The 16,988-nt window shown below is 53.6% G+C and carries 8 protein-coding genes and 2 pseudogenes; 5 read left to right on the forward strand and 5 right to left on the reverse strand.

Going from position 1 to position 16,988, the window contains the following annotated elements; genetic code table 11:
• Window positions 1–244: 244 nt before the first annotated feature.
• Window positions 245–2,524 carry an NADP-dependent oxaloacetate-decarboxylating malate dehydrogenase gene (gene maeB, locus ACFK9X_RS17060; protein ID WP_151117114.1) on the reverse strand — a complete coding sequence of 760 codons (2,280 nt, stop codon included), beginning with the start codon at window positions 2,522–2,524 and terminating at the stop codon, window positions 245–247.
• Window positions 2,525–2,795: 271 nt separating this feature from the next.
• Here maeB and tal point away from each other — a divergent pair, with 271 nt between their 5' ends.
• Together tal and tkt are read left to right on the forward strand one after the other, a co-directional pair.
• Window positions 2,796–3,746 (forward strand): transaldolase, encoded by a 951-nt coding sequence (gene tal / locus ACFK9X_RS17065; RefSeq protein WP_001072436.1) that lies wholly within the window; start codon window positions 2,796–2,798, stop codon window positions 3,744–3,746.
• 19 nt (window positions 3,747–3,765) lie between these two features.
• The gene (gene tkt / locus ACFK9X_RS17070) at window positions 3,766–5,766 is read left to right on the forward strand and encodes a transketolase (protein WP_151117116.1); all 2,001 of its coding nucleotides are present in this window, start codon (window positions 3,766–3,768) and stop codon (window positions 5,764–5,766) included.
• A 62-nt stretch (window positions 5,767–5,828) separates the two neighbouring features.
• Here the strand turns inward: tkt and ACFK9X_RS17075 are convergent, their stop codons facing one another.
• The 3 genes from ACFK9X_RS17075 to nudK all read right to left on the reverse strand — a co-directional run bounded on the left by ACFK9X_RS17075 (window position 5,829) and on the right by nudK (window position 7,930).
• Complete coding sequence (locus ACFK9X_RS17075; RefSeq protein WP_000700635.1) at window positions 5,829–6,059, reverse strand: hypothetical protein; 231 nt, start codon at window positions 6,057–6,059, stop codon at window positions 5,829–5,831.
• 127 nt (window positions 6,060–6,186) lie between these two features.
• Window positions 6,187–7,230: a DUF1176 domain-containing protein gene (locus ACFK9X_RS17080; protein ID WP_001270671.1), complete on the reverse strand. Its 1,044-nt coding sequence runs from the start codon at window positions 7,228–7,230 to the stop codon at window positions 6,187–6,189.
• 124 nt (window positions 7,231–7,354) lie between these two features.
• Window positions 7,355–7,930 (reverse strand): GDP-mannose pyrophosphatase NudK, encoded by a 576-nt coding sequence (nudK, locus tag ACFK9X_RS17085; RefSeq protein ID WP_000084033.1) that lies wholly within the window; start codon window positions 7,928–7,930, stop codon window positions 7,355–7,357.
• Window positions 7,931–8,133: 203 nt separating this feature from the next.
• Between nudK and pbp4b the strand changes: the two genes are divergently transcribed.
• Entirely contained in the window at window positions 8,134–9,432 is a 1,299-nt protein-coding gene (gene pbp4b / locus ACFK9X_RS17090) for a penicillin binding protein PBP4B (protein WP_000673293.1), read from the forward strand.
• 375 nt (window positions 9,433–9,807) lie between these two features.
• On the opposite strand, the pseudogene aegA reads toward pbp4b, so the two are convergent.
• Window positions 9,808–11,756 (reverse strand): annotated as a pseudogene (aegA, locus tag ACFK9X_RS17095) (formate-dependent uric acid utilization protein AegA).
• 185 nt (window positions 11,757–11,941) lie between these two features.
• Between aegA and narQ the strand changes: the two are divergent.
• A complete protein-coding gene (gene narQ / locus ACFK9X_RS17100; RefSeq protein ID WP_023203848.1) occupies window positions 11,942–13,642 on the forward strand; it encodes a nitrate/nitrite two-component system sensor histidine kinase NarQ in 1,701 nt (566 codons plus the stop codon).
• A gap of 184 nt (window positions 13,643–13,826) precedes the next feature.
• Window positions 13,827–16,939 (forward strand): annotated as a pseudogene (acrD, locus tag ACFK9X_RS17105) (multidrug efflux RND transporter permease AcrD).
• Window positions 16,940–16,988: the final 49 nt, after the last annotated feature.

The raw sequence follows: 16,988 nt of genomic DNA on the forward strand, positions 1-16,988 counted from the left end.
CGACATTCTGAATTTAAGCCTGTTCCGCAATAAATACTTACCGACTATTCTTTGTATTACTACCATTGATAAAAATAATGCGTATCACTCGCTTTGTGCATAGTACAGATTCAGTGAAATAAGTAGGGGTAAGCGCAACAGGTTCCAGAATATCCCCACCCGAGCCTTTCATGCCATGGCGAAGCCCAGCGGCGCATAAAAAAAGCGCAGGAGAACCTGCGCCAGAAGAGAGAGTAATGCGTTATTAAAGCGGCGTGGTTTGCGCTTCAACTACCGCTAACGCCACCATATTCACGATACGGCGTACAGAGGCGATCGGCGTTAATACATGTACCGGTTTAGACACGCCCATCAGGACCGGGCCGACCGTGACGCCTTCGGAACTGGAGACGCGGAGTAAGTTGTAACTAATGCGAGCGGCTTCCATATTCGGCATCACCAGAATATTGGCGGCTCCCTTCAGCGGGCTATCCGGCATCCGGTCATTACGAATACCTTCCACCAACGCCGCATCACCGTGCATCTCACCGTCAATCATCAGATCGGGCGCTCGTTCGCGTACCCGCTCAAGGGTTTCGCACATTTTGCTGGCGGACAGCGAATTTGAGGAACCAAAGTTAGAGTGCGACAACAGCGCGACTTTCGGCTCAATACCAAAGCGGCGAACGGTTTCCGCCGCCATTACGGCGATCTCCGCCAACTGTTCCGGCGTGGGATCTTCGTTAACATAAGTATCGGCGATAAAAGTGTTGCCGCTTGGCAGCAGTAAGGCGTTCATCGCCCCTGCCGTATGCACGCCGTCACTGTAGCCAAAGACGGCTTTCACGACACTGAAATGCTCATGGTAGTCGCCGATGGTGCCGCAGATCATCGCATCCGCTTCCCCACGCTGCACCATGATCGCGCCAATGGCCGTATGGTTGCCGATCATCGCACGCTGCGCCTGTTCCTGAGTTACCCCGCGACGCTTCATGATCTGGTAATACTCGCTCCAGTACTCTTTGAAGCGCGGATCGGATTCATTATTCACGATCTCGAAATCAACGCCCGCTTTGATCTGTAGCCCCAGTTTCTGGATACGCATTTCGATCACGCTCGGACGTCCGATCAGGATGGGCTTCGCCAGCCCCAGGGTTATCAACTCCTGGGTTGCGTGCAGCACGCGCGCCTCTTCCCCTTCCGGCAGCACTACGCGCTTCGGATCTTTGCGTGCCTGCGAGAAGATCGGCTTCATGAACAGGTTGGTTTTGTAGACAAACTCGGTCAGTTTATCGATATAGGCATCAAAGTCAGCAATCGGGCGCGTCGCCACGCCGGAATCCATTGCCGCTTTCGCGACCGCCGGAGCGATTTTGACAATCAGACGCGGGTCAAACGGTTTCGGAATAATGTATTCCGGCCCAAAGCTCAGGTCCTGATCGCCATAGGCCGAGGCCACCACTTCGCTCTGTTCGGCGTGCGCCAGCTCGGCAATCGCACGGACCGCCGCCAGTTTCATCTCTTCGTTGATCGCCGTCGCGCCGACGTCCAGTGCGCCGCGGAAGATAAACGGGAAGCACAATACGTTGTTCACCTGGTTCGGATAGTCGGAACGACCGGTACAGATAATGGCGTCCGGGCGCACTTCTTTCGCCAGCGGCGGCAGAATTTCCGGTTCCGGGTTAGCCAGCGCCAGAATCATTGGCGCGCGGGCCATTTTCTTCACCATCTCCTGAGTCAGCACTTTCGGGCCTGAACAGCCGAGGAAAATATCCGCGCCGTCAATGACCTCATCCAGCGTGCGCTTGCCGCTGTCGTCTACCGCATAGGCCGCTTTGGTCTCCGCCATATTCGGCTCACGGCCTTTGTAAATAACGCCCTTAGAGTCGCACACCACGATGTTGTGCTTTTGCATCCCCAACGCGACCAGCAGGTTCATACAAGCGATTGCCGCCGCCCCTGCGCCGGAGACGACCATCCGCACGTCGGAAATATTTTTCTCTACGACTCGCAGGCCATTAAGAATGGCGGCCGTACTGATGATCGCCGTTCCGTGCTGATCGTCATGGAAAACCGGGATGTTCATGCGCTCGCGCAGTTTCTGTTCAATATAGAAACATTCCGGCGCTTTAATGTCTTCGAGGTTAATGCCGCCAAAGGTCGGCTCCAGCGCTGCGACCACATTGATAAATTTGTCCGGATCAAGCTCATCGACTTCAATGTCAAACACATCAATGCCGGCGAATTTTTTAAACAGAACACCTTTGCCTTCCATGACCGGCTTGCCGGCCAGCGCGCCAATGTTGCCTAACCCCAGCACCGCTGTACCGTTGGAAATGACCGCGACAAGGTTGCCGCGCGCGGTGTATTTGTAGGCTGCCAGCGGATCTTTTTCGATTTCCAGGCAAGGCGCCGCCACGCCTGGCGAGTAAGCCAACGCCAGATCGCGTTGGGTGGCAAGGGGCTTAGTCGGAGAAACCTGAATTTTACCGGGTACCGGAAATTCGTGGAAATCAAGGGCGCTTTGTTTTAACTGCTCATCCATCTTGTTGTTCCTTTCACGTATCGTTCAAAAAGTGACGCGGCCTGGTGCGCCGCACATTATCACCGTACTGCGCAACACAAACTTTGAAGGTCTGCAAACTATCACGACGCAGCGCAAGAGTTTGTTATCAACTTATAACGGCCATGTTACCTGCTTATACCAGCAATACCATGCCTGTCTGCTATGCTTTTTGGTTATGTAGTGTATCAATCTTTCAGAAGTGTGAATCAACACACTCATCTAACACTTTACTTTTCAAGGAGTATTTCCTATGAACCAGCTAGACGGCATCAAACAATTCACTACCGTCGTCGCCGACAGCGGCGACATTGAGTCCATCCGCCACTACCAGCCGCAGGATGCCACGACAAATCCCTCTTTACTGTTAAAAGCCGCCGGGCTTGAGCAGTATGGTCATTTGATTGAGGATGCGATTGCCTGGGGGAAAAAACACGGCGGTACGCAGGAACAGCAGGTTGCGGCAGCCAGCGATAAACTGGCGGTTAATTTTGGCGCGGAAATACTGAAAAGTATTCCCGGTCGCGTCTCCACTGAAGTCGACGCGCGGTTATCGTTCGATAAAGAAAAAAGTATCGAGAAAGCACGCCATCTGGTGGATCTCTACCAGCAGCAGGATGTTGATAAATCACGCATTCTGATCAAGCTCGCCGCGACCTGGGAAGGTATTCGCGCCGCCGAACAGCTCGAAAAAGAAGGCATTAATTGCAACCTGACGTTGTTGTTCTCTTTTGCCCAGGCGCGCGCCTGCGCCGAAGCGGGCGTCTATTTAATCTCTCCGTTCGTGGGCCGAATTTACGACTGGTATCAGGCGCGTAGTCCACTGGAGCCGTATGTCGTGGAGGAAGATCCCGGCGTGAAATCGGTACGCAATATCTACGATTACTTTAAACAACATCGCTATGAAACCATCGTGATGGGTGCAAGTTTCCGCCGTACTGAGCAAATCCTCGCGCTAACCGGCTGCGATCGACTGACTATCTCCCCTAACCTGCTTAAAGAGCTGAAAGAAAAAGAAGAACCGGTGATCCGTAAACTGGTGCCTTCCTCGCAGATGTTCCACCGTCCTACGCCAATGACGGAAGCGGAGTTCCGCTGGGAACATAATCAGGACGCGATGGCCGTAGAGAAGCTGTCGGAAGGTATCCGTCTTTTTGCCGTTGACCAGCGCAAACTGGAAGACCTGCTTGCCGCCAAACTATAAACCTTGCATGGAGTGATTTATGTCCCGTAAAGACCTTGCCAATGCGATTCGTGCGCTGAGCATGGATGCCGTTCAAAAAGCCAATTCCGGGCACCCCGGCGCGCCGATGGGGATGGCGGATATCGCTGAAGTGCTATGGAACGATTTTCTTAAACATAACCCCACCGATCCGACCTGGTATGACCGTGACCGTTTTATCCTTTCCAACGGTCACGCCTCCATGCTGCTCTATAGTCTGCTGCATTTAACCGGTTATGACCTGCCGCTGGAGGAGTTAAAAAACTTCCGTCAACTGCACTCTAAAACGCCTGGTCACCCGGAGATTGGCTATACGCCCGGCGTTGAAACCACCACCGGGCCGCTGGGCCAGGGGCTGGCGAATGCCGTCGGGCTGGCGATTGCCGAGCGTACGTTAGGCGCACAGTTCAACCGGCTGGACCATGAGATTGTCGACCACTACACCTATGTCTTTATGGGCGACGGCTGTCTGATGGAGGGGATCTCGCATGAGGTGTGTTCGCTGGCTGGTACGCTGGGACTGGGCAAACTGATCGGCTTTTACGATCACAACGGCATCTCCATTGATGGCGAAACCGAAGGCTGGTTTACCGACGATACCGCCAAACGTTTTGAAGCCTACCACTGGCATGTCGTACATGACATTGACGGGCACGATCCGGAGGCGGTGAAAAAAGCCATTCTCGAAGCCCAGAGCGTAAAAGACAAACCTTCGCTAATTATCTGTCGGACGGTGATAGGTTTTGGCTCGCCGAATAAAGCCGGGAAGGAGGAGTCGCACGGCGCGGCGCTGGGCGAAGAAGAGGTGGCACTGACCCGCCAGAAGCTGGGATGGCATCATCCGGCGTTTGAGATCCCAAAAGAGATTTACCGCGCGTGGGATGGCCGTGAAAAAGGCGAGAAAGCGCAGCAGCAGTGGCAGGAAAAGTTTGCTGCTTATGAGAAGGCTTATCCTGAGCTGGCCGCGGAGTTTACCCGCCGGATGAGCGGCGGACTGCCGGAGGCATGGGAATCCGCCACGCAAAAATTTATTAACGACTTGCAGGCTAATCCGGCCAAAATCGCCACCCGTAAAGCATCGCAAAATACGCTCAATGCCTACGGTCCCCTGTTGCCGGAACTGTTGGGCGGATCGGCGGATCTGGCGCCGAGCAACCTGACTATCTGGAAAGGTTCGACCTCGTTGAAAGAGGATCCAGCAGGTAATTACATCCACTATGGCGTGCGCGAATTCGGCATGACCGCCATTGCCAACGGCATCGCCCACCACGGCGGCTTTGTACCGTATACCGCCACGTTTTTGATGTTTGTCGAATATGCGCGTAACGCGGCGCGTATGGCGGCCTTAATGAAAGCCCGGCAGATTATGGTCTATACCCACGACTCCATCGGTTTGGGCGAAGATGGCCCGACGCACCAGGCCGTGGAACAACTGGCGAGCCTGCGCTTAACGCCAAACTTCAGCACCTGGCGTCCCTGCGATCAGGTTGAGGCGGCGGTCGGCTGGAAGCTGGCCATTGAACGTCAGCACGGGCCGACGGCGCTGATTCTCTCGCGGCAGAATCTGGCGCAGGTGGAACGCATGCCGGAACAGGTGAAAGCGATTGCCCGCGGCGGTTATATTCTCAAAGATAGCGGCGGCAAGCCGGATATCATTCTGATCGCTACCGGATCGGAAATGGAAATTACCCTCCAGGCGGCGGAAAAATTGACTGGCGAGGGGCATAACGTTCGCGTGGTGTCGTTGCCTTCAACGGATATTTTCGATGCGCAGGACGAGGCATATCGCGAATCAGTGCTACCGGCGCACGTGACCGCCCGCGTCGCGGTGGAAGCCGGTATAGCCGACTACTGGTATAAATATGTTGGCCTAAAAGGCGCAATTATCGGCATGATGGGATACGGTGAATCCGCTCCGGCTGACAAACTGTTCCCGTATTTTGGCTTTACCGTGGAAAATATTGTAGAAAAAGCCCGCCGGGTGCTAAACATCAAAGGCTAAGGCGAGCGTTAGCAACACAGACTTTGCACAGTCTGCAGACCTGTTCTGTAGGCTGTGCAAAATTACTTCGTAGACTCAGGCGCATCTGACTGCCCGATGACGACCTCATCAATGGATTTATGGCACATCAGGCAAAAGGCCTTTTTTTTATGCGCCTGTAATGTTGAATCCCATGCCGCTGATCCGCCTTCTTTATTCACTTTCTCTCTTATCGCCGCCAGCCGATCTATTTCATAATAAGCGCTCAGGCAGCCACAATGGGGGCATAATACGGGGCCATTATTTATTTTCATACTATTTCCTGCTGTGGTGAGGCTATCGGGTAAAGTAACAATCCTACCGTAACGTAGCAATCTCTATACCATAAATGAAACCTCAATAGGTGTATCCCTATTCTGAAAAGGGGATAACAACCAGGATTCAACGCGTGATCCACAGCGTAGGCCAGGCATCCGGCCCGTGCCAGCTATCGCAGCTCGGTTCTTCGGCATAACGTACCAGACGAAAACGATCGCCATCATAGCGCCAGCGCGTCTGGATACCACAGTCGGTTAACCCCCGCCCTTTCGCCAACGTCACCAGTTCGCGCGTTTTCTCGTCAAAGAAGGCGTTCATCAACTCCATGTCATTACTTTCGACGCCGCGATTAAACGGCAGCCGCAAACGTACGGCGCGCGAGACGAGCGTTTTTTTGCGTGAAACTACCCAGGCGAGATCAATAGTGTTATAGGCGCCGGCTTCGCAGTTAACAATCAATAACGCTTTATCATCCGTCAACGCGCTGACCTGCGTCTCGCGACGCAGCGGGTCAAGCGAACAACGAATGCCGTTTACCCGCCATGCTGCGTAGTCCAGCAGATCGTCGCGTTCTTCCTCACTCAGCGGTACGGGCGTTGGATTAATCACGGCGATCCCCTTTAATGCCGGCGCCGGGGGCACGCTGAGCGGCGGTTCGTTTCCTTTTTCAATCCAGGCGGTTTCGCTGCCCACACGTTTTTGTTGCGCGTCGATAAACAGTAATGCCGCTTTTAATCCCGCCAGCGAAAGCGTCTGAACGCCGTTTTTTAAGGTGATGGCCTGCGCATCCTGAATCGTCTGTAAAAATGCGGTGATGGTGGCAGGATCGCCGGTCATGAGATGCCAGGGCGACACGCGCCAGTGTGGACTGTTGAACGAAAGCGGTTTGCCATCCAGCAATAAGCGAGGCGCAATTGCGGCTTCTTTAGCGTCGGGCGGCGCCAAACCGCCGCGGTCGATACGCAGTACCGCATCGGTACGCGCCCCGGCGCTGCGGCTTAATGTCATCACCAGCCCATGATGTTCGCCAGTATTGCGCGCTACGCAAAAATTTTGGTTATTGCAGGTGACCTGCCAGTCGGAAAAAGTCCGTTGCGCTGGCGCAGCCCACAGTAGCTGGACCGGCAACAGGCCAAACAGACAAAAAAGAATAACGCGGTAGCGCATGAACGGAACAACCCCAGATTCAGAACAACACAGCTAAGGCGGTATCTTCCTTGCGCGCCTCAGGGTTCTCAATCAGATTTATCGGATTGGTCTTTTTTGTGTAAAGAAATATATTTCTTTTTTTTCAGTCCATTAGATGAGACGTCTGTAAATAGTTAAGCAATAACACGGTCTTACCGTCCCGAATCTCGCCTGAGCGCACCATTTCCAGCGCCCGGGAAAACGGCAGTTCAAGCACCTCAATCTCTTCGTCCTCCACGCCGCCGCCGATGCTGGCACGCTCGCTATCATGATATTCGGCAATGAAGAAATGAATCAGCTCCGTGACGCCGCCTGGCGACATATACAGCTCAAATATCTTGCGTACCTCACCAACGTCATACCCTGTCTCTTCAATGGCCTCTTTACGGATACAGACCTCCGGCTCGTCGTTATCAAGCAGGCCAGCGCAGGTTTCAATTAACATACCATCTTGATTACCGTTGACCCATGTCGCCACGCGAAACTGGCGAACCAGAAGCACGGTTTTTTTAGTTGAGTTGTAAAGCAGAATGGTTGCGCCATTCCCGCGATCGTAAACCTCACGCTTGTGACGGATAACCTCGCCATTACGACGGGTCAGGTCATAGGTAATGTTGCGCAGAGTAAAATAATTATCAGAAAGAATTTTATCCTTAATAAGCGTAATGGTTTGCGACATGCTGGCTCCAGGGTGTAAAAAGAGCATTAATATTACGCCGTGAGGTCGGTTTTGTCTGCTGAAGGGTTAATCCTTAATGCCGACTGAACGGACGTACAGCCATATTTTTCTGTCACTGCCATGACTATATTCTGCTTCTCCGGGCCGCAGAGTCCATGCTCGCGATATGATTTGACGGCCGGAGTGAGACTGAGGGAATCATCATGAAATTTACTCTCGTTGCGACGGTTCTACTGACGTTTTCCCTTTCAGCTTTTGCCGTTGAGTATCCGGTATTGACCACCGCGAGCCCTGATCAGGTGGGGTTTGATAGCCAAAAACTTCACCGACTTGATGGCTGGATTCAAAATCAAATTGATGCCGGATATCCCAGCATCAATCTTCTGGTGATAAAAGATAATCATATTGTTCTACAAAAAGCCTGGGGCTATGCCAAAAAATATGACGGTTCCACGCTGTTAGCCCATCCCATTCGGGCGACCACTAACACGATGTATGATCTGGCTTCAAACACAAAAATGTATGCCACTAACTTCGCATTGCAAAAACTAGTGTATGAAGGAAAAATAGATGTCAATGATTTGGTATCAAAATATATCCCCGGCTTTAAGGATATGCCTGGGGATAAAATAAAAGGCAAAGATAAACTCCGCATTATTGATATTCTTCATCACGTCGCGGGCTTTCCTGCCGACCCACAATATCCCAATAAAAACGTCGCCGGTAAATTATTTTCACAGAGTAAAAGCACTACTCTGGAGATGATTAAAAAGACACCGCTGGAATATCAACCTGGGTCGAAGCATATCTACAGCGACGTGGATTATATGATTCTTGGTTTTATCATTGAATCGATAACGGCAATGCCATTAGATCGCTACGTCGAAACCACCATTTATAAACCGCTCGGATTAAAACATACCGTCTTTAACCCGCTGATGAAAGGCTTCACGCCGCCGCAAATCGCCGCAACGGAACTACATGGCAACACGCGTGACGGCGTGATTCATTTCCCCAATATTCGCACCAATACACTATGGGGCCAGGTGCATGATGAAAAAGCCTGGTACTCAATGGGCGGCGTTTCAGGACACGCCGGACTGTTTTCTGACACCCATGATATGGCTGTGTTAATGCAAGTCATGCTCAATGGGGGCGGCTACGGTAACGTGAAGCTATTCGACGACAAAACGGTTGCGCAGTTTACTCGCCGCTCGCCAGAAGACGCTACCTTTGGTCTGGGGTGGCGCGTTAACGGCAACGCCTCAATGACCCCCACGTTCGGGGTATTAGCCAGTCCGCAAACGTATGGACATACCGGATGGACCGGCACGCTGACGTCTATCGATCCGGTTAATCATATGGCGATTGTGATTTTAGGTAACAGGCCGCACTCGCCGGTAGCAAATCCTAAAGTGAATCCGAATGTTTTTGTCAGTGGGTTATTACCTGCGGCGACGTATGGCTGGATTGTTGACCAGATATATGGTTCCTTAAAATAAAAATTAAGAGCCTATCCCACCAGGCGTTATTGGCGCAGCCAGTTTGGACCTGGGCAGTGCTCGCCAAAACGCGTTAGCGTTTTGGCGAGCACTGCCCAGGTCCAAAATGGCAAGTAAAATAGCCCTAATGGGATAGGCTCTAAGAAGGGATTCTGATAGCGTCCCTTCCTTCAATTTACACTCTATTTTCAATACTAAGATTGACCTTATCAGGCCCGTTAAACGTCGACCCGACGGGAAAATGTTTATCGCAGGGCGTTCAGCCCTGCGAGCGTCAACATTTCTGCAAACGGAGTAAGGTTAGCCAATAAGTTTAAGATTTTTTATCACTCAATCATTTAACCGTTCCAGGCCTTAACCGGCCTACAAATACGCTTATTTAGCTAACCAGTCGAGTATCCCCTGCGCGGCATGTCGGCCTTCTGCCATCGCCGTCACCACCAGATCGGCGCCGCGCACCGCATCGCCGCCGGCGAAAATTTTCGGGTTGGACGTCTGGTAACGAAACTCGCTCTCGACGCTGGCGGCAATACGTCCCCAGTTATCCACCTTCACGCCATGCGATTCCAGCCACGACATACCATGCGGATGAAAACCAAACGCCATAATGACCGCATCCGCCGGCATCACGAACTCGCTGTCCGGTACAGGTACCGGGCGGCGTCGCCCCTGACCATCCGGTTCGCCAAGCCGCGTACGCAAAAAGCGAATACCGCTGGCGCGCCCGTGCGTATCCAGCACCAACTCAACTGGCTGAACGTTAAATTCAAAGTTCGCGCCCTCTTCCCGCGCGTTTTTCACCTCTTTTTTCGACCCCGGCATATTGGCCTCATCGCGGCGATAAGCGCAGGTGACGTTAGCAGCGCCGTACGTACGCAGTCCATTGCGGTGTCACCGCCGCCCAGCACAACCACGTTAAGGCCCGCAGTATCAATAAACGGCTCGTCAGGCAACGCCGGAAGCCCCATCACCTGTTTGGTATTGGCGATGAGGAATGGCAACGCATCATATACCCCCGGCGCATCTTCATTCGGTAAATCAGCCTTCATGGAACGATAGGTTCCAACCCCAACAAAGACGGCGTCATAACTCTCCAGCAGCGTCTCCAGAGAAATATCTTTCCCTACTTCGCAGTTAAGCTCGAAACGAATCCCCATCGCGCTGAAGATTTCCCGACGGCGCGCCAGCAGAGATTTATCCAGTTTGAAAGCCGGAATACCAAAGGTGAGCAAACCGCCGATTTCCGGATGGCGATCGTAGACGGTGGCGCTTACGCCATGGCGCGCCAGCACGTCAGCGCAGGCAAGACCTGCCGGCCCCGCGCCGATAATCGCCACGCGCTTATCGCTCTTCTGTACGTCCGACAGGTCGGGACGCCAGCCTTTGCTCAGAGCGCGATCGGAGATATAGCGCTCAATGTTGCCGATGGTAACCGCGCCATACTCATCGCGGAGTGTACACGCGCCTTCGCATAGCCGGTCCTGCGGACAGACGCGCCCGGTAATTTCCGGCAGGCAGTTGGTCTGGTGAGAAAGCTCTACCGCCGCATCAATATCGCCAGCTTTCACCAGTTCGATCCACTGGGGAATATGGTTATGCAGCGGACAGGTCCATTCGCAGATACTGTGTTCCCCGCATGTGAGGCAGCGGGACGCTTCACGCTCCGCCTGCGCGGCGCGAAACGGCAGATAAATTTCCTCAAAGGTGGTTTTACGCGCTTCAATCGCCAGTTTATCCGGTTCGCCGCGCGGCGGCGTCGCCTGCATACGCTCGACTTTGCTGCTTGCTGTCCCACTGTGTTGTGTATCCACGGTATGCCAGGGGCGAATCTCCTGCCGGGCGGTACGCAGCCGTCGCGTTTTAGCCAGACGGGTCAACGAGTCTTCGGTGACCAGTTGCAGCGCATCCGCCGGGCAATTTTCCACACAGGCCGGGCCCTGTTCACGTCCCTGACACAGATCGCATTTATGCGCGCTGGCTTTGAACTGGTTTGGCGCGACGGGCGTCAATACCATCTGCATGGTGCCGAATGGGCAGGCGACGACGCAGGATTTACAGCCTATACACTTCTGCGCATTGACCTGCACGCTGTCGTTAATATGCGCGATCGCGCCGTTCGGACAGCTACGGGCGCAGGGCGCATCTTCGCAATGGTGACATGTGACCGCGCTGCGCTGGTGCTGATGTTTGATGACAGTAATTCGGGGCTGATAGCGCTGTGGCGTCAGGACATGTCGCTCATCATTGTGAGCCATTACGCAGGCGACCTCGCAGGCATGGCATCCCAGACACTGCTGGCTATTGGCCATAATAAAACGATTCATGGCGTCCTTCTGTTTTGGTTGCAAAAACCTTATTCTTTATATGAGGATTGTTATTAACTGACGAAGGCGGGGTCGGCAATGTTCATCTGCCCAGGAAGCACAACTATCTGTCCAGAACCTGTGGCAGATCAATTTATTTCAAAGCAAATGAAATTGCGGTTCAGCTAAATGCGGGGAGTACCAGTGTGACGGTTAAACGCCCGGTCTCGGCCAGTCTGGCTAAGGCTTTTTTCTATATTGTGCTGTTGTCTATTCTGTCCACCGGCAGCGCATTACTGACGCTGACCAGCAGTTTACGGGATGCCGAAGCGATCAATATCGCCGGTTCGCTACGAATGCAGAGCTATCGGCTGGGTTACGATCTGCAAAGCCGTAGCCCGCAGATTAATGCGCATCGTCAACTTTTCCAGCACGCGCTCAACTCGCCGGTACTGCAAAATCTCAACGCCTGGTATGTGCCGCAGGCGGTAAAAACTCGCTACGCGCGCCTGCACGCCAACTGGCTGGAGATGAATAGCCGCCTACAGGACGGCGACATTGCCTGGTATCAGACCAATATCAACAATTACGTCAATCAAATTGATCTCTTCGTTCTGGCGTTACAGCATTACGCCGAGCGTAAAGTCATGCTGGTCGTCGCCATATCGCTGGCGGGCGGTATCGGCATATTTACGCTGGTCTTTTTTACCCTACGACGTATCCGCCAGCAGGTCGTTCGTCCACTGAATCAACTGGTCACCGCCAGTCAGCGTATTGAGCATGGTCAGTTCGCCCCGCTGCCGCTGGATACCAGCTTACCCAATGAGCTGGGATTATTGGCGAAAACGTTTAGTCAGATGTCGAGCGAGCTGCATAAACTTTACCGTTCGCTGGAAGCCTCGGTGGAAGAAAAAACGCACGATCTGCACGAAGCGCACCGCCGCCTGGAGGTGTTATACCAGTGCTCCCAGGCGCTGAATACCAGCCAAATCGACGTCCACTGTTTTCGCCATATTTTGCAAATTGTCCGTGAACATGACGCCGCCTGGTATCTGGAGTTAACCGTGGGCGATAACTGGCGGATTAGCGAAGGCGCGCAAAGCCCCGACCTGCCGATGCAAATGCTGCCAGTGACGATGCAGGACACGGTCTATGGCGAACTCCACTGGCAAAGCCCCAACGTTAATGCCTCTACGCCGTTGCTGAACAGCGTCTCCACGATGCTGGGGCGTGGTTTGTACTTTAATCAGGCGCAAAAACACTTCCAGCAACTTTTGTTAATGGAAGAACGCGCGACAATTGCCCGTGAGCTACACGATTCGCTGGCGCAGGTACTTTCTTATTTACGTATTCAGTTAACGCTTTTGAAGCGCGCCATTCCAGAAGATAACGCCGGCGCGCAAAGCATCATGGCGGATTTTTCCAGAGCGCTGAACGACGCCTACCGTCAGCTTCGCGAGCTACTCACCACGTTCCGTCTGACGTTACAGCAGGCCGATTTACCCTCCGCATTGCATGAGATGCTGGAAGATTTACAGAGTCAGACCCCGGCCAAACTCACGTTGGATTGCCGTTTACCCACGCTGGCGCTGGATGCGCAAATGCAGGTGCATTTGTTGCAAATTGTGCGTGAAGCGGTCCTGAACGCCATTAAACACGCCAACGCGAGCGAAATCGCCGTGAGCTGCGTCACCGCGCCTGACGGCGATCATACCGTTTATATTCGCGATAATGGCATTGGTATCGGCGAACCGCATGAGCCTGCCGGACACTATGGTCTGAATATAATGCGTGAGCGCGCGGAGCGCCTTGGCGGCACGCTGAATTTTTCGCAACCCTCCGGCGGCGGCACACTGGTCAGTATCAGTTTTCGCTCCTCCAACAAGGAAGAGAGTCAGTTAACGTAAAGAACGGCAAATCGCCGGAAGGCCAGATGTCAGGCTTTCCGGCGTTGGCACAAAAAGTATGCTGTAAAAGCGCATGATAATTTACATTATCTCCTTTATTTCTCCACGTTTGGCTCGTAGCTTGCCGCTACAGTGAAGCAGTTCAAATCTATAACGATATGTAGAAACACGAGGTTCCCCTTTAATGGCTAATTTTTTTATCGATCGCCCCATTTTTGCCTGGGTGCTGGCTATCCTGTTGTGTCTGACAGGGGCGTTAGCCATTTTTTCTTTACCTGTTGAACAATATCCCGATCTGGCACCGCCCAACGTACGTATTACCGCGAATTATCCGGGAGCGTCGGCGCAAACGCTGGAAAATACCGTAACCCAGGTTATTGAGCAGAATATGACGGGCCTCGATAATCTGATGTACATGTCATCACAAAGTAGCGGCACCGGACAGGCGACCATCACCCTGAGCTTTATTGCGGGAACCGATCCTGATGAGGCGGTTCAGCAGGTGCAAAACCAGTTACAGTCCGCGATGCGTAAACTGCCGCAGACGGTACAGGATCAAGGCGTCACGGTACGCAAAACGGGCGATACCAATATTTTGACCATCGCTTTCGTCTCTACCGACGGTTCTATGGACAAGCAGGATATCGCCGACTACGTCGCCAGTAATATTCAGGACCCGCTCAGCCGCGTCAACGGCGTCGGCGATATTGACGCTTATGGTTCACAGTACTCTATGCGTATCTGGCTCGATCCTGCCAAATTGAATAGTTTTCAGATGACCACGAAAGACGTGACCGATGCAATTGAGTCGCAGAATGCGCAAATCGCCGTCGGGCAGCTTGGCGGTACGCCTTCGGTCGACAAGCAGGCGCTGAACGCCACCATTAATGCGCAGTCACTGCTGCAAACGCCGCAACAATTTCGCGATATCACCCTGCGCGTTAATCAGGACGGTTCCGAGGTCAAACTGGGCGATGTCGCCACCGTGGAGCTGGGGGCGGAAAAGTATGACTACCTCAGCCGTTTTAACGGCAATCCGGCTTCCGGTCTTGGCGTTAAGCTGTCCTCCGGCGCGAACGAAATGGCGACCGCGAAGCTGGTGCTGGATCGCCTCAACGAGCTGGCGCAGTACTTCCCTCACGGCCTGGAATACAAGATCGCGTATGAAACCACCTCCTTTGTCAAAGCCTCGATTATCGATGTGGTCAAAACGTTGCTGGAAGCTATCGCGCTGGTTTTCCTGGTGATGTACCTGTTCCTGCAAAACTTTCGCGCCACGCTCATTCCGACGATCGCCGTGCCGGTAGTATTAATGGGCACCTTCTCCGTGCTTTATGCGTTCGGCTACAGTATTAACACATTAACCATGTTCGCGATGGTGCTGGCGATCGGGCTCCTGGTCGACGATGCCATCGTGGTGGTGGAAAACGTCGAACGTATCATGAGCGAAGAAGGGCTCACGCCGCGTGAAGCGACGCGCAAATCCATGGGACAAATCCAGGGGGCGCTGGTCGGTATCGCGATGGTGCTGTCTGCGGTATTCGTGCCGATGGCGTTCTTTGGCGGTACCACCGGGGCAATTTATCGTCAGTTTTCTATTACTATTGTCTCGGCAATGGTGCTGTCGGTGCTGGTCGCCATGATCCTGACGCCAGCGTTGTGCGCAACGTTATTAAAACCGCTGCACAAAGGCGAGCAGCACGGGCAACGCGGATTTTTCGGCTGGTTTAACCGTACCTTCAATCGTAATGCCGAACGTTATGAGAAAGGCGTAGCGAAAATTTTGCATCGCAGCCTGCGCTGGATTCTGATTTATGTTCTGTTGCTTGGCGGCATGGTGTTCCTGTTTTTGCGCCTCCCCACCTCCTTTCTGCCGCAGGAAGATCGGGGCATGTTCACTACGTCTATCCAGCTACCGAGCGGTTCTACGCAACAGCAGACCCTGAAAGTCGTTGAAAAGGTTGAAAACTATTACTTCACCCATGAGAAAGACAACATTATGTCGGTCTTCTCGACGGTCGGTTCCGGCCCTGGCGGGAACGGGCAAAACGTCGCGCGCATGTTTGTTCGCTTGAAAGACTGGGACGCGCGCGATCCCACCACCGGCTCCTCGTTCGCCATTATTGAGCGGGCGACAAAAGCATTTAACCAGATTAAAGAAGCTCGCGTCTTCGCCAGCAGCCCGCCGGCAATTATCGGTCTGGGCAGCTCCGCCGGTTTTGATATGGAATTACAGGATCACGCCGGAGCAGGCCATGACGCGCTGATGGCCGCACGAGATCAACTCATTGAGCTGGCCGGGAAAAACAGTTCCTTGACCCGCGTGCGCCACAACGGCCTGGACGACAGCCCGCAACTGCAAATTGATATTGACCAACGGAAAGCGCAGGCGCTGGGCGTATCGATTGACGATATCAACGACACCCTGCAAACAGCCTGGGGGTCGAGCTACGTCAACGACTTCATGGACCGGGGCCGCGTGAAGAAGGTCTATGTTCAGGCCGCAGCGAAATATCGTATGTTGCCGGATGATATTAATCTTTGGTATGTCCGTAACAAAGAGGGCGGCATGGTCCCCTTCTCCGCCTTCGCCACCTCGCGCTGGGAAACCGGATCGCCGCGTCTGGAACGCTATAACGGCTATTCGGCGGTAGAAATTGTCGGAGAGGCCGCGCCGGGGGTCAGTACCGGGACGGCGATGGATGTCATGGAGTCGTTGGTGCATCAGCTACCGGGCGGTTTTGGCCTGGAATGGACAGCCATGTCTTACCAGGAACGGCTCTCCGGCGCGCAGGCGCCTGCGCTGTACGCTATTTCGCTATTAGTCGTCTTCCTGTGTCTGGCGGCATTGTATGAAAGCTGGTCGGTGCCCTTCTCGGTGATGCTGGTTGTGCCGCTCGGGGTCATCGGCGCGTTACTCGCCACCTGGATGCGCGGGCTGGAAAACGATGTTTACTTCCAGGTGGGGCTGTTGACCGTTATCGGCCTCTCGGCGAAAAACGCGATTCTGATTGTGGAATTCGCCAACGAAATGAATCAGAAGGGACACGCGCTGTTAGACGCCACGCTGTACGCCAGCCGCCAGCGCCTGCGACCGATACTGATGACTTCGCTGGCGTTTATCTTTGGCGTATTGCCGATGGCCACCAGCACCGGGGCAGGCTCGGGTAGCCAACATGCTGTCGGAACCGGCGTGATGGGGGAATGATCTCAGCAACCGTTCTGGCTATCTTCTTTGTACCCCTGTTTTTCGTGCTGATACGTCGCCGCTTCCCGCTGAAGCCGCGCCCGGAATAAGATCCCGGCCAGCCTGATACGAGGTGTCGGGCACAAAAAAGGCGACTTT

It is taken from the genome of Salmonella sp. WC3, from assembly GCF_042932255.1.
Taxonomy (GTDB): Bacteria; Pseudomonadota; Gammaproteobacteria; order Enterobacterales; family Enterobacteriaceae; genus Salmonella; species Salmonella enterica.